Origin of the sequence: Citrobacter sp. RHB36-C18 (assembly GCF_013814485.1) — a bacterium.
Taxonomy (GTDB): Bacteria; Pseudomonadota; Gammaproteobacteria; order Enterobacterales; family Enterobacteriaceae; genus Citrobacter; species Citrobacter braakii.
The window spans coordinates 1296800-1311712 of the sequence record NZ_CP057125.1 but is presented as its reverse complement, the minus strand read 5'-3'; the positions used below and the strand labels follow the sequence as shown (position 1 = coordinate 1311712).

10 protein-coding genes are annotated in these 14913 nt (G+C 51.5%); 4 read left to right on the top strand and 6 right to left on the bottom strand.

The genetic code is table 11. The annotated features are described in order from the left end of the window. Positions 1 to 161: 161 nt before the first annotated feature. Together ppk1 and ppx are read left to right on the top strand one after the other, a co-directional pair. Positions 162 to 2228, top strand: a complete 2067-nt coding sequence (gene ppk1, locus HVZ52_RS06145; RefSeq protein ID WP_003835119.1) for a polyphosphate kinase 1 — start codon at positions 162 to 164, stop codon at positions 2226 to 2228. Positions 2229 to 2232: 4 nt separating this feature from the next. Then, positions 2233 to 3774: an exopolyphosphatase gene (ppx, locus tag HVZ52_RS06140; protein WP_047358231.1), complete on the top strand. Its 1542-nt coding sequence runs from the start codon at positions 2233 to 2235 to the stop codon at positions 3772 to 3774. Here the strand turns inward: ppx and HVZ52_RS06135 are convergent. Next, positions 3754 to 6024, bottom strand: a complete 2271-nt coding sequence (locus HVZ52_RS06135; protein WP_049041563.1) for a sensor domain-containing phosphodiesterase — start codon at positions 6022 to 6024, stop codon at positions 3754 to 3756. The genes ppx and HVZ52_RS06135 overlap by 21 nt on opposite strands. A 350-nt stretch (positions 6025 to 6374) precedes the next feature. Between HVZ52_RS06135 and HVZ52_RS06130 the strand changes: the two genes are divergently transcribed. Continuing rightward, positions 6375 to 6578, top strand: a complete 204-nt coding sequence (locus HVZ52_RS06130) for a YfgG family protein (protein WP_181599003.1) — start codon at positions 6375 to 6377, stop codon at positions 6576 to 6578. A 556-nt stretch (positions 6579 to 7134) separates the two neighbouring features. Here HVZ52_RS06130 and guaA read toward each other — a convergent pair. After that, positions 7135 to 8712: a glutamine-hydrolyzing GMP synthase gene (gene guaA / locus HVZ52_RS06125; protein ID WP_181599002.1), complete on the bottom strand. Its 1578-nt coding sequence runs from the start codon at positions 8710 to 8712 to the stop codon at positions 7135 to 7137. Between the two features lie 63 nt (positions 8713 to 8775). After that, positions 8776 to 10242, bottom strand: a complete 1467-nt coding sequence (gene guaB / locus HVZ52_RS06120) for an IMP dehydrogenase (RefSeq protein ID WP_019077375.1) — start codon at positions 10240 to 10242, stop codon at positions 8776 to 8778. A gap of 160 nt (positions 10243 to 10402) precedes the next feature. Between guaB and xseA the strand changes: the two genes are divergently transcribed. After that, positions 10403 to 11776: an exodeoxyribonuclease VII large subunit gene (xseA, locus tag HVZ52_RS06115; protein WP_080860045.1), complete on the top strand. Its 1374-nt coding sequence runs from the start codon at positions 10403 to 10405 to the stop codon at positions 11774 to 11776. Here xseA and HVZ52_RS06110 read toward each other — a convergent pair. The 3 genes from HVZ52_RS06110 to HVZ52_RS06100 form a co-directional block, all read right to left on the bottom strand. Next, positions 11773 to 11988, bottom strand: coding sequence for a zinc ribbon domain-containing protein (locus tag HVZ52_RS06110; protein ID WP_019077377.1), 216 nt, complete (start codon positions 11986 to 11988; stop codon positions 11773 to 11775). The two genes, xseA and HVZ52_RS06110, sit on opposite strands and share 4 nt — an antisense overlap. Before the next feature lie 51 nt (positions 11989 to 12039). Then, positions 12040 to 13122, bottom strand: a complete 1083-nt coding sequence (locus HVZ52_RS06105) for a Gfo/Idh/MocA family oxidoreductase (protein ID WP_101700126.1) — start codon at positions 13120 to 13122, stop codon at positions 12040 to 12042. A 63-nt stretch (positions 13123 to 13185) separates the two neighbouring features. Beyond that, positions 13186 to 14727: a peptide MFS transporter gene (locus HVZ52_RS06100; protein ID WP_016157127.1), complete on the bottom strand. Its 1542-nt coding sequence runs from the start codon at positions 14725 to 14727 to the stop codon at positions 13186 to 13188. Positions 14728 to 14913: the final 186 nt, after the last annotated feature.

Here is a 14913-nt window from a genome sequence, read left to right as displayed (position 1 = left end):
TTTTCCGGTTAACATCTCCGGTATTCATCTACGCTCCCCCCTTTCTCTTTGCTATCAGACGGTTTATTGTCATATTTTTCTGGCACTGTTGGACATCTGAGAGCAATGCTCGCCATAATAAATCGGTAGTGTCCCGTGAATGAAACGGAGTAAAAGTGGTAATGGGTCAGGAAAAGCTATACATCGAGAAAGAACTCAGTTGGTTAGCGTTCAACGAACGTGTACTCCAGGAAGCTGCTGATAAGTCAAACCCGTTGATCGAACGGATGCGTTTCTTAGGCATCTATTCCAATAATCTCGACGAGTTTTATAAGGTTCGTTTCGCCGAACTGAAGCGCCGAATCATTATTAGCGAAGAACAGGGTTCAAACTCTCACTCCCGCCATCTGTTAGGTAAAATCCAGGCCCGCGTATTAAAAGCCGATCAGGAATTTGACGGCCTGTACAACGAGTTGCTGCTGGAGATGGCGCGCAACCAGATTTTCCTTATCAATGAACGTCAGTTGTCGGTCAATCAACAGAGCTGGTTACGCCATTACTTCAAACAATATCTCCGCCAGCACATTACACCGATCCTGATTAACCGTGAGACGGATTTAGTTCAGTTTCTGAAAGATGACTACACCTATCTGGCGGTGGAAATTATCCGCGGCGATACGATCCGCTATGCGCTGCTGGAAATCCCTTCCGACAAGGTTCCCCGTTTTGTGAATCTACCGCCGGAAACCCCGCGCCGTCGCAAACCGATGATCCTGCTGGACAACATCTTACGCTACTGCCTTGACGACATTTTCAAAGGGTTCTTTGATTACGATGCGCTGAACGCCTATTCGATGAAAATGACTCGCGACGCCGAATACGATTTGGTGCACGAGATGGAATCGAGCCTGATGGAGCTGATGTCGTCCAGTCTGAAACAGCGTCTGACCGCAGAGCCTGTACGTTTTGTCTATCAGCGCGACATGCCGAATGCGCTGGTCGAGGTACTGCGTGAAAAGCTGACGATTTCTCGCTACGACTCGATTGTTCCCGGCGGGCGTTACCATAACTTCAAAGACTTTATTAATTTCCCCAACGTTGGCAAAGCTAACCTGGTGAACAAACCGCTGCCACGTTTGCGCCATATCTGGTTCGATAACGAGAAGTTTCGTAACGGCTTTGACGCCGTTCGCGAACGCGACGTGCTGCTATATTATCCGTATCACACTTTTGAGCACGTTCTTGAACTGTTGCGCCAGGCCTCTTTCGACCCGAGCGTGCTGGCGATAAAAATCAACATCTACCGTGTGGCCAAAGACTCGCGCATCATTGATTCGATGATCCATGCTGCGCACAACGGTAAGAAAGTCACCGTGGTGGTGGAGTTGCAGGCTCGCTTTGATGAAGAAGCCAACATTCATTGGGCCAAGCGTCTTACCGAGGCTGGCGTTCACGTCATCTTCTCCGCGCCGGGCCTGAAAATTCACGCCAAATTGTTCCTTATCTCGCGTAAAGAAGGTGATGAAGTTGTGCGCTATGCACATATCGGGACGGGGAACTTCAACGAAAAAACGGCGCGTCTCTATACCGACTACTCGTTACTTACCGCCGACTCACGCATTACCAACGAGGTTCGTCGGGTGTTCAACTTCATCGAGAACCCGTATCGTCCGGTGACGTTCGATTATCTGCTGGTTTCTCCGCAGAACTCGCGCCGTTTGCTGTACGCGATGATTGACAAAGAAATCGCCAATGCGCAGCAAGGACAGCCTTCCGGTATCACCCTAAAACTGAATAACCTGGTCGATAAAGGCCTGGTTGATCGTCTCTATGCGGCCTCAAGCTCAGGCGTACCAGTAAATTTATTGATTCGCGGCATGTGCTCTTTGATTCCGAATCTGGAAGGCATTAGCGACAATATTCGCGTGATAAGCATAGTTGACCGCTACCTTGAACACGACCGGGTTTATATCTTCGAAAACGGTGGCGACAAGCAGGTATACCTCTCCTCCGCAGACTGGATGACCAGGAATATCGACTATCGCATCGAAGTCGCCACCCCGCTGCTGGACCCGCGTCTTAAGCAACGGGTGCTGGATATTATCGATATCCTGTTCAGCGACACGGTGAAGGCTCGCTTCATCGATAAAGAACTCAGTAATCGCTACGTACCGCGCGGAAACCGCCGTAAGGTTCAGTCACAATTGGCGATATACGACTACATCAAATCACTCGAGCAACCTGACTAACGCTATGCCAATACACGACAAGACTCCACGACCGCAGGAATTTGCTGCGGTCGACCTTGGTTCAAACAGTTTCCATATGGTCATTGCCCGCGTGGTTGATGGCGCAATGCAGATTATCGGACGACTGAAACAGCGCGTTCATCTGGCGGATGGCCTCGGCGAAGATAACAAGCTGAGCGAAGAGGCAATGGAGCGCGGATTAAGCTGCCTGTCGCTGTTCGCCGAACGTCTGCAGGGCTTTCCCCCATCAAGCGTATGCATCGTGGGAACCCATACTTTGCGTCAGGCGCTAAATGCGACCGATTTTCTCAAGCGAGCAGAAAAAGTTATCCCCTACCCGATTGAGATTATTTCCGGTAATGAAGAAGCCCGACTGATTTTTATGGGCGTGGAGCACACCCAGCCGGAAAAGGGTCGTAAGCTGGTTATTGATATCGGCGGTGGTTCAACAGAACTGGTGATCGGCGAAGATTTCGAGCCCAAACTGGTGGAAAGCCGTCGTATGGGCTGCGTCAGTTTTGCTCAGATGTATTTCCCGGGCGGCGCTATTAGTCGGGAAAACTTCCAGCGTGCGCGCATGGCGGCAGCGCAAAAGCTTGAAACCTTAACCTGGCAGTTTCGCATTCAGGGCTGGAACGTTGCGCTGGGCGCGTCGGGCACGATTAAAGCGGCACACGAAGTGCTGCTGGAGATGGGTGAGAAAGATGGTTTTATCACCCCCGAACGCCTGGACAAACTGCGATCCGAAGTGCTGAAGCATGCGTCATTCGATGCGCTCAGCCTGCCGGGGCTGTCTGAAGAGCGAAAAGCGGTGTTTGTGCCGGGACTCGCGATTCTGTGCGGCGTTTTTGACGCACTGGCTATCCGCGAACTCCGCCTTTCTGATGGCGCACTACGCGAAGGCGTGCTGTATGAGATGGAAGGTCGTTTTCGCCACCAGGACGTTCGCAGTCGTACCGCGAGCAGCCTGGCGAACCAGTACAATATCGACAGCGAACAGGCCCGGCGCGTACTGGAAACGACGATGCAAATGTACGACCAGTGGCATACGCAGCAGCCAAAGCTGGCCAATCCACAACTGGAAGCGTTGCTGCGCTGGGCGGCGATGCTGCATGAGGTTGGGCTGAACATCAACCACAGCGGTTTACATCGCCACTCGGCGTATATCCTCCAAAACAGCGATTTACCGGGTTTCAATCAGGAACAACAGCTGATGATGGCAACCCTGGTTCGATATCATCGCAAAGCGGTGAAACTGGATGATTTGCCCCGCTTTACGCTGTTCAAGAAAAAACAGTTTTTGCCGTTAATTCAGCTGTTGCGCCTGGGCGTGCTGCTGAATAATCAGCGACAGGCGACCACCACGCCACCGACGCTGACCCTAATTACCGACGACAACCACTGGACCTTACGCTTTCCGCATGACTGGTTTAGCCAGAATGCGCTGGTGCTGCTCGATCTGGAAAAAGAGCAGCAATACTGGGAAGCCGTTACCGGCTGGCGTCTCAAAATTGAAGAAGAGAGCTCACCCGATATCGCCGCATAAGCTCTCAGCAGGTGCCAGTTCTTCTGGCACCTGTTCTTCCAGCATTTCATGCAACGGCTGCGGTTTACCAATCAGATACCCCTGCATGTAATCAATCCCCAGCGAAATTACCGCACTGCGTATTTCTTCGCTTTCGACGTACTCCGCGACCACCAGCATTCTTTTCATCCGCGCCAGATGGCAAATAGAGGCCACGATTTGATAGTCGAGGCTATTCGAAACGATGTTGCGAATAAAGCTGCCATCAATTTTCAGGATATCGGCATTCACATTCTTCAGCCGCGCATAGCTGGCATATCCGGTACCAAAATCATCAATCGCAATCTGACAGCCCAATGATTGCAGCTGCAGTAACGTTGCCTGCGCCTGTTCCGCATTGGTTAAGGCATTGCTTTCCGTTACTTCAAAAATCAGTTGCCACGGTTCAACTTTGTACTTAATCAGCAGTTGGTTGATGTCATGCGGAAGCCGGGCACGGCATACCGATGTGGGAGATAAGTTAATAGCAAACCGACGAGCGGGCATTTTTTCCCGATTCTGCGCCATAAACTTCAGCGTATTTTCAATCACCCACAGATCGATGCTGGATGACAATCCAAACTCATGCGCTACCGGTAAGAAGCTGTCAGGACCGATGGTTTCACCATCATCCCCCTCTAGCCGCAGCAGAATTTCATGATAAACATCGCCGCGCACGCCTGAAATCGGCTGCGCCATCAGGAAAAAGCGATGGTGCTCCAGCGCCAGCTGCAGACGATTCATCATCGCAACCTTATCTTTCAGGTCACGTTGCAGGTGCATCACGCCTCGGCGCTGCAAATTCTCTGGCGCATTGGTCGCCAGAGAAAGCTCGGCGATGGTGCTTAACTCCCCCAGTAACAAGTAGATGTGATTAACAGGAGAACGGACATAGCAAAAACTAATCCCCACCTGTGGCTGTAAAGGCATGCCATCCCAGATAAAACGAAACTGCTTGATATGCCTGTCCAGTGCGTCAATACGCTCCTGATGCGACTCGGTGTTAAAACGCAGAACTAAATCATTACCCGATAACTGATAGACATGCTCATCTTGTTTCAGCAATGGCTTTACCCACTGGGCAAGTTTTTGCTTGTACTGGATACGCAGCATAATGCCGTAATTTTTCACCAGCAGTTCCATACCCGGAACACTCAAAAAGCAAAGCACTGACCATGGCGCTTTTCTCAAATCCCGGTTCAAAGCGCGCAAATTCGGAATATGCACCATGGGGTCAAAGAAGGCCAGACGATGAGAATGTCTGGCGACAATTCTCTGGCGCGTTGCCAGTACGGCAATAAAATTCACGATGAAGGAGAAAACCAAGTAACTCGATGAGGTAATGGCAAGCTGCACATCGTAACCCGAATACCAGGGCATATAGCGTTGATAATAATGAATTGCTGTAATGAGTACGAGCATCCATATTAACGAAATAAATTTATAACCGTAACGCATTGCTCCCCATAGCATGACGGGCAGCATCAGTGACAAGGTATAATTCGTGCTAAATATCGAGCTTTTCTCATCTAGCGGCATACACAACAATGTCATTAGTATGGTCAATATAATCAACCAGACCGCAAACTCTGTTTTGGTAACTTTGGTATCAAACTGCTGCTTTAATTGAGATAAATAGCCTCTGATATACAAAGGATTACGAATCGTGCGAATGATAAAGTAGCACAGTGGAACCCCAACCAGATTCCCGGCCAGCATGGCCTGATAGTTGATCAACGTGCCGGTATTAAGGGGCATAACGCCCACCATGCCGGATTTGCTCTCATAGACGCCCACAAACGCGGCGAAATGGAAGAATAGCAGAAACAGCGTTGCCGGGCAGAAAACCTGCCAAAACATGTGCTGAAACATCAGGTGGGAGTCACCGTAAGAAACGTTATTCCGCCGGGGAGCAAAAACTTTATACCCTCCCCAACTGAGCACTATCGTAACTATAAAGTGCGAAATTATTGAGAGCATTTCAAATAACCCAACCTGCGGATATTTGTACCAGATGATGGAAATGATAATTCCTGGTAATGCCGCCCAGCCGAAAAACAACATCAGGCTAACCATTAGCGCTAAAGGCAGGTAGAAAAGAATTACGTTCCCGGTACTAATATGGGCATAGGTGTTAGCAGTGCTCAATATAGGCAACAGCAAGGAAGGCAAGATGAGAGGTAACGCCCACCATCTATCTCTAATACCAATATAATTTTTATTGAGTTTCATAGATGCTCAGTAGAATCCCGCACATCCTGCAGGGGGTATTCGGACAGGCATCCCACCTGACGTTAAAACGATAAAGTTAAATACATTAAAATGACTCATCAATTTTAGTTGTCAGCAAAGGGTGATGCTTGATACACATCAATAAATAAGTCCCTCATTAATCAATTATTACTCTTTTCATGGTTTTTTATCGTTATCTCATTATTAATGCAAATAATAATATTAATTTCCATAACATAAATAGATAAAACAACTGAAGCAATTTTACATAAGGAAAAATTGACCATTCCCTCACAGTATGCCTTAATGTGACTATCGCCCTCAGTTGGGTACACTACAAGGAACCTTTTGTGAGCCAGGTTACCAGCCTACGCAAACGACACCGATTTAACAGTCGCATGATCCGGATCGTACTGCTTATCAGCTTTCTTTTCTTCTTCGGACGCTTCGTCTACTCCGCCATAGGTGCGTGGCACCACCACCAGAACAAAAAAGAAACTCAGCAGATCACCCTGCCGCAACAGGCATCTCCTGCACACACTGACGTACGCTGATCGCTCGCGCCGAGGATACCCACAGCATTAAGATTCCTTACCGGATGGCTAATCGCCTGACATTTAACCATCCGGTAAGGGATTTGAGTAATGAAACTTCACGCAGTCTTGCCCGCCCACACGTGCTGATATATCGGATAATCAACCGTGTTTTTCGCACAAATACACAATCTTTTAATCCCACTTCACCGCGCCATTCGCGCTGATTTTTTACGTTCCAGTGTACTGGATATAAAAAAGAGACACTGCGCTCAAATAGACGCTAATTAATATCGCCAGAAAATATCACTGACTAAAACATTCATATTTAGCATAAATTTAAATGCTTATCTGAATTGTTACCGTTATTAAATTCTACAGGGTAATACCCTGAGTATTTTTCATTATTTCCGTAAATAAGAAGCGGTGTTGAATGGAGCGCAGACGTTAAGTGTGTGATTAACCCTACTATCGAGCAGGACTGTCGCATCGATAAAAATTCGCGCAATAAAAAGCCCTCTGTAAAAAGAGGGCTTTTACATACTACCGGTTCAGAAACCGCTAAACGGGAGGAATATTATTCCCACTCAATCGTAGCTGGCGGCTTACCGCTGATGTCATACACCACGCGGGAAATACCGTTAACTTCGTTGATAATGCGGTTAGAGACGCGGCCTAAGAAGTCATACGGCAGGTGCGCCCAGTGCGCGGTCATAAAGTCGATGGTTTCAACAGCACGCAGGGAAACAACCCAGTCGTACTTACGGCCATCGCCCATGACGCCAACGGAACGTACGGGCAGGAACACGGTGAACGCCTGGCTAACTTTGTTGTACAGGTCAGCGTTGTGCAGTTCCTCAATGAAGATAGCATCCGCACGGCGCAGCAGGTCGCAGTACTCTTTCTTCACTTCGCCCAGGACGCGTACACCCAGACCCGGCCCCGGGAATGGGTGACGGTACAGCATGTCGTACGGCAGACCCAGCTCCAGACCAATCTTACGCACTTCGTCTTTGAACAGCTCACGCAGCGGTTCAACCAGACCCATCTTCATCTCTTTCGGCAAACCACCCACGTTGTGGTGAGATTTGATGACGTGCGCTTTACCGGTGGCAGAAGCCGCGGATTCGATCACGTCCGGATAGATGGTTCCCTGCGCCAGCCACTTAACGTCTTCCAGCTTCAGCGCTTCTTCGTCGAAGACTTCCACGAACACGCGGCCAATGATTTTACGTTTAGCTTCCGGATCGTTCTCGCCTTTCAGCGCGTCCAGGAAACGCTTTTCACCTTCAACATGAATGATGTTCAGGCCGAAATGGTCGCCGAACATATCCATCACCTGCTGAGCTTCGTTGAGACGCAGCAGACCGTTGTCGACGAACACACAGGTCAGGTTTTTGCCAATCGCACGGTGCAGCAGCATCGCGGTGACGGAGGAGTCAACGCCGCCGGAGAGGCCGAGGATCACTTTATCAGTGCCAACCTGCTCACGAATGCGGGCAACGGCGTCATCGATAATTTTTGCCGGGGTCCACAGCGCTTCACACTGGCAGATGTCGCGCACAAAACGCTCCAGCATGCGCATCCCCTGACGGGTGTGGGTAACTTCCGGATGGAACTGCACACCGTAGAAACGTTTTTCCTCGTGCGCCATGATGGCAAACGGGCAGTTGTCGGTGCTGGCAACGGTCACGAAACCTTCCGGAATAGCGGTCACTTTGTCGCCGTGGCTCATCCACACGTCCAGCATTGGTTTGCCGTCTGCGGTCAGAGAGTCTTCAATACCGCGGATCAGCGCGCTGTCGGTCTGAACTTCAACCTGCGCATAGCCGAATTCACGTTCGTTAGAACCTTCAACATGACCACCGAGCTGCATTGCCATAGTCTGCATGCCGTAGCACACGCCGAACACAGGCACGCCCGCAGTGAAAACGTATTCCGGCGCACGCGGGCTGTTTTCTTCAGTGGTGCTTTCCGGACCACCGGAAAGAATGATACCGCTTGGGTTGAATTCGCGAATTTGTGCTTCCGTAACATCCCACGCCCACAGTTCACAATAGACGCCCAGTTCACGTACGCGACGAGCAACCAGCTGAGTGTACTGAGATCCGAAATCAAGGATGAGAATGCGATGTTTATGAATATTGTCTGTCATTGACGCTAATTCCGAGGCAAGTGAAACAAATTCGCCCGGCATATAGCCGGGCGCGGAAACTTATCAGGAGCCCATGCGATAGTTAGGGGACTCTTTGGTGATGGTCACATCGTGAACGTGACTTTCCTGAATACCCGCACCGCTGATACGTACAAACTCTGCTTTTGTTCGCAGCGCGTCGATAGTACCACAGCCGGTCAGACCCATACAGGAGCGCAGGCCACCCATCTGCTGGTGAATGATCTCTTTCAGGCGACCTTTATACGCAACGCGACCTTCAATACCTTCCGGGACCAGTTTGTCAGCAGCGTTATCGCTCTGGAAATAACGGTCGGAAGAACCTTTGGACATCGCGCCCAGAGAGCCCATACCACGGTATGATTTGTAAGAACGGCCCTGATACAGTTCGATTTCGCCCGGAGATTCTTCAGTCCCCGCCAGCATAGAGCCAACCATCACTGCAGAAGCACCCGCAGCGATAGCTTTTGCGATGTCGCCGGAAAAACGAATACCGCCATCGGCAATAACCGGGATACCAGTGCCTTCCAGCGCTTCAACGGCGTCAGAAACGGCGGTGATCTGTGGTACACCTACGCCGGTAACGATACGGGTAGTACAGATGGAGCCTGGGCCGATACCGACTTTAACAGCGCTGCAGCCGGCTTCCGCCAGCGCGCGAGCGCCTGCACCAGTCGCAACGTTCCCCCCGATGATCTGCAGATCCGGGTATTTAGCACGAGTTTCACGGATACGCTGCAGTACGCCTTCTGAGTGACCGTGAGAGGAGTCAATCAGCAGAACATCCACGCCAGCGGCAACCAGCGCGTCAACACGCTCTTCGTTACCCGCACCTGCGCCTACAGCAGCCCCAACGCGCAGACGACCATGCTCGTCTTTACAGGCGTTAGGTTTACGTTCCGCTTTCTGGAAATCTTTAACGGTGATCATGCCGAGCAGATGGAAGCTGTCGTCAACAACCAGCGCTTTCTCGACGCGTTTTTCGTGCATTTTGGCAAAGACAACATCGCGTGCTTCGCCTTCACGAACGGTCACCAGACGCTCTTTCGGCGTCATGTAGACGCTAACCGGCTGATTCAGATCAGTCACAAACCGTACGTCACGACCGGTGATGATGCCGACCAGTTCGTTATCTTCAGTCACTACCGGGTAGCCTGCGAAACCGTTACGCTCGGTCAGTTCTTTTACTTCGCGCAGAGTGGTGGTTGGCAGTACGGTTTGTGGGTCGGTCACGACGCCAGATTCGTGTTTCTTCACGCGACGAACTTCTTCCGCCTGGCGCTCAATAGACATGTTTTTGTGGATAAAACCGATGCCGCCTTCCTGAGCCAGGGCAATTGCCAGGCGCGCTTCCGTCACGGTGTCCATTGCTGCGGAGAGCATAGGAATGTTCAGGCGAATGGTTTTCGTCAACTGGGTGCTGAGATCAGCAGTATTCGGCAGAACGGTAGAATGAGCGGGAACGAGGAGGACGTCGTCAAACGTCAGGGCTTCTTTTGCGATACGTAGCATGGGCAATATCTCACCTGGGAGGTTATTAAATATTGCCGCGGCATTATACAGAGCGTAACCGATTGCATCCACACTTTTTTGCAAAAAAACCTTGCGCTCCTCTGTGAGCATGTTACTTTCGACTGAATAACTTGCTGATTTAGAATTTGATCCCGCTCACATGTTATCCTCTCAGACCACCTCAATTTTTACCGTAAGCCGCCTGAATCAGACGGTTCGTTTGCTGCTTGAGCAGGAAATGGGACAAGTGTGGATCAGCGGTGAAATTTCGAATTTCACTCAGCCGTCCTCCGGTCACTGGTATTTCACGCTCAAAGATGACACCGCTCAGGTACGCTGCGCGATGTTTCGCAACAGCAATCGCCGTGTAACGTTCCGACCACAGCACGGTCAGCAGGTACTGGTACGCGCCAACATTACATTGTACGAGCCGCGCGGCGACTATCAGATAATTGTTGAAAGCATGCAGCCAGCGGGCGAAGGATTGCTGCAGCAAAAATATGAGCAACTCAAGGCCAAACTGCAGGCTGAAGGGCTATTCGATCAGCAGTTCAAAAAAACGCTGCCTTCACCGGCCCACTGCGTCGGGGTAATCACCTCTAAAACCGGCGCCGCGCTGCACGATATCCTCCACGTCCTGAAGCGTCGCGACCCTTCCCTGCCCGTTATTATCTACCCGACCGCAGTCCAGGGTGATGATGCGCCAGGGCAGATCGTTCGGGCCATTGAACTGGCGAACGCGCGGGGCGAGTGCGATGTGCTGATCGTCGGGCGCGGCGGCGGCTCGCTGGAAGATTTGTGGAGCTTTAACGACGAACGTGTTGCACGGGCGATCTTTGCCAGCCGCATTCCAGTCGTCAGCGCCGTCGGCCATGAAACCGATGTCACTATTGCCGATTTTATTGCAGATTTACGGGCACCTACGCCGTCGGCGGCGGCAGAAATTGTCAGCCGTAATCAGCTTGAACTGCTGCGTCAAATACAGCATGGTCAGCAGCGTCTGGAGATGGCGATGGACTACTACCTCGCCAATCGTACTCGTCGATTTACCCAGCTTCATCACCGCTTGCAACAGCAGCATCCGCAACTGCGTCTGGCCCGTCAACAGACCGTGCTGGAACGACTGCGTCAGAGAATGAACTTCGCACTTGAGAATAAGATTAAACAGGCAAATCAGCGTCAGCAGCGCATGCTGCAGCGTCTGAATCAGCAAAACCCGCAGCCGCGTATTTACCGTGCGCAAACACGCATTCAGCAACTGGAATACCGCCTGGCGGAAAATATCCGTGCGCGTTTAAGCGAACAGCGCGAGCGTTTTGGCAACGCGGTTACCCATCTTGAGGCAGTCAGCCCACTGGCCACGCTGGCCCGCGGTTATAGCGTGACGACCGCAAAAGAGGGTGAAGTGCTGAAACAGACTAAACAGGTTACAGCAGGTGATGTGCTCACCACCCGCCTGTCTGACGGATGGGTGGAAAGCGAAGTGAGAGCTGTCACGAAGACAAAGAAAACACGCAGGAAAAAACAGGATTAAAGCGGCACAAACGCCACGCGTTTCTTCGAGATAAGGCCATGACCGTTCTGGCAGAAATAATCCACCGCGCCACAGGCTTTAAGCACCTGCAGTGGCTGATTGCACTCCGGGCAGTGCGCTTCTAACTGAATATCTTTATTACAGTTATCACAGTGCGCCATACCGTTTTGCGGCTCCAGCTCTGCATTACAATCCGGGCAAATAATAGACATAGCGACTCCAGTACAGGGATCCATTACTGCGCTGAGTTTAACACGATGCGTTTAATGCCGCCCGCGTAACTGCTGCTGTAACGTTAACAGGCACTCCACTTCCTCCAGCCTGCGCTGCGTCGTGCGGCTCACTTCCTGTGGGCTGCGTTCAAACAGACTTTGCGCGCCCAGAATATGCTCCGCCAGACAATGGGCATATACGCTACCAGGCAGACTCCAGCGTTGTACAACATCACCGTCAATCAATTCGAGCACATCCTCGACACCACGGCGATCATGGCTAATGACACGACCATCGCGCAGACAAAGGCGCAGGCCTTTTTGTCCGCCAGCCGGCCCCGCGTATTTATTCAGCCAGATGTCCAGCGGAATGCCGCTAATCTGTCCCTGCAGATGCGCCTCTCCTTCTGCTGTGGTCAGGTCGCCCTCTACAATATTTCGTCCCAGACGGTCTTTAGCGCTCTTCACCTGCAAGGTCATACTGTCATTACCGCCCAGGTAACGCACTGTTTCACGCAGCATTGCCAGTACATGTGTGCCAATGTCCAGAATCACACCGTCCGGATGACGAAGCTCACGGGTATCCGGCTCACCGGTGGCAAAGTTAAGCGCAATGGGTTCTCCAACAGCGTTAAACCCGCTCGGTTCCTGCAAAAAACCGTCGATTTTAACAATGTGTGAAAAATGAGAGACAAGTGCCTGTTGCGGATTATCGCCCTGCCACTGCGCTCCGAGTTTGCCCAACGCCAGCTGCATTGCGCCATTGCGTGCCATCCAATGGTCGAGTGCCAGCACGCGGTTGGCAGCATCCGGTTGAGCCAGCAGCGTTTTCAGTTTTTCAATTTGGGAAAGCGTGGCGACAATAGGCTTTTCGACCACGATACGAGCGATGGGAGCCGCCAGCGCCTGTTCAAGCACATCGAGGTGATACAGGGATGCGGTGGTAATAAACAGGGTATCAAGCGGCATTGCAAGAAGTTCAGCGAGCGACGCACAGCGTGTCACGTCTGCGGGCTGCTTTGCGGGTTGAACATCAAATCCCACACAGCGTAGTGCATCACCGAACATATTACGTAATGCGGGCAAGTATGCCGTTTCAACGACGGCACCAAGCCCAACAAATCCTAACAGCATGCTCTTACCTCGTTAATTGAATAGCCGGGACATAACGTCTGCCCCGGCACAATCGAGGTGTTATCAGGCGCTAGTTGCCGGTTTAGTTTGCGTATTCTCCAGCATGCGACGAATCGGAACAATGAGGATGATCAGTACCGCAGCACAGATCAGCAGCGCAATCGAGCAGCGTGCGAAGAGATCCGGCAGCATATCCAGTTGGTCAGCCTTCACATGACCGCCAATCAAACCTGCGGCCAGGTTGCCCAGCGCACTGGCGCAGAACCACAGGCCCATCATCTGCCCGCGCATTCTTTCCGGCGCCAGCAGCGTCATTGTCGCCAGACCGATCGGACTCAGGCACAGCTCGCCAAGCGTCAGCATCAGTATACTGCCCACCAGCCAGAATGGAGAAACGCCTGCCCCGCCGTTACTGAGAACGTTTTGCGCCGCCAGCATCATCAGACCAAAGCCTGCCGCCGCAAAGAGGATACCGATAACAAACTTGGTGATGCTACTCGGGCGAATGTTCATGCTTGCCAGCTTCGGCCATGCCCAGCTAAAGACCGGTGCCAGCAGGATAATAAACAGCGCGTTTATCGACTGGAACCAGACCGCCGGAATTTCAAAATCACCGATCATACGGTTAGTGTAGTCGTTGGCGAACAGGTTGAATGAGGTTGGCTTCTGCTCAAACGCGGACCAGAAGAACGCGGCGGAAACCAGCAGGATAAAGCAGACCAGCAGTCTGGCACGCTCTTTACGGTTCAGACCGGCAAAGATGAACAGGTAGATAAAGTAGAGTGCAACGGAGGCTGCAATCACGTACACCAGCATGCTGGCAACCGCGACCGGATTAATTACAATCACGCCCTGCGCTATCAGCGTAACGATAACCGCCGCACCGACGGCCAGCGCCAGCAGCCACGCGCCCACACCGTTACGTTTCACTACCGGGCTATTCCAGGTGGAGTCGAGCCCCACTTCGCTGTCATAGCGTTTCATTGATGGAACGGCAAATACACGGAAAATGATCAACGCCACCAACATCCCGATACCACCGATACCAAAGCCCCAGTGCCAGCCGTGGGTTTTAATCAGCCAGCCGGAAATCAGCGGCGCGATAAACGACCCCATGTTGATGCCCATGTAGAACAGCGAGAAACCGCCGTCGCGACGCGCATCGCCTTTTTTATACAGCGTGCCAACCATGACCGAAATACAGGTCTTAAACAGACCGGAACCGAGCACGATAAACATCAGACCAATAAAGAACAGGTTGTTCCCCATAATGGCGGAGAGCGCAATTGACAGATGGCCGAGGGCAATCAGGATGGAACCGTACCACACCGCTTTCTGTTGGCCGAGCCAATTATCCGCCAGCCAGCCACCCGGCAGCGCAGCGAGGTACATCGTACCGGCAAAGATACCCACAATCGCCGAGGCATTTTCACGTGCCAGCCCCATGCCGCCGTCATAAACGGTAGCAGCCATAAACAGGATCAGTAACGGGCGAATGCCATAAAACGAGAAGCGCTCCCACATCTCTGTGAAGAACAGCGAGCCGAGCGGATAAGGATGGCCGAAGAAAGTTCGGCTTTCTTTTTGATTAACAGAGGATTGCATAATTCTCCCGAAAGTTATGTCGTCGTGTGTGTAAACACCGCGATGTACGCCAGCCAGTTACGTATCTGACCGATTTTTTACATGCAGCGAAAATTTATTTAACCATTTGATAACCTAAGGCTAGTTTTGTCTAGTACCAGCCCCCGGACTTTAAGACGAAAACTCGACAAATGTCTACTTTCTTAG